Below are 244 nucleotides of genomic sequence, written 5' to 3'. Positions count from 1 at the left end.
CGGTGGGGGCGTGCAGGATCAGGGTTTGGTTGAACTGGTCGGTCGGGCCGTCCAGGCTGGCCAGCCAGGCCATGATCGGGGTCGCGGGCAACACCCCGATGCCCTCATCGATGACCCCCGCCTCGGCGGCCACCACGACCCGGGCCAGCCGGGCCACGCTGTGTTCGACGAACACATCGCGGGGCCGACACACCAGCCCGGCCGCGCGCGCCTTGGCGACCACCTGCATCGAGGCGATGCTGTC

1 protein-coding gene is annotated in these 244 nt (G+C 71.7%); it reads right to left on the bottom strand.

What is annotated here, in order from left to right:
• Nucleotides 1-244: hypothetical protein (locus tag AC5Y7E_RS24360; protein WP_499950977.1), on the bottom strand; the 244-nt coding region annotated here is incomplete at both ends.

It is taken from the genome of Mycobacterium sp. NGS17 (assembly GCF_059813205.1).
This window is presented reverse-complemented; position numbering and strand designations above follow the sequence as displayed.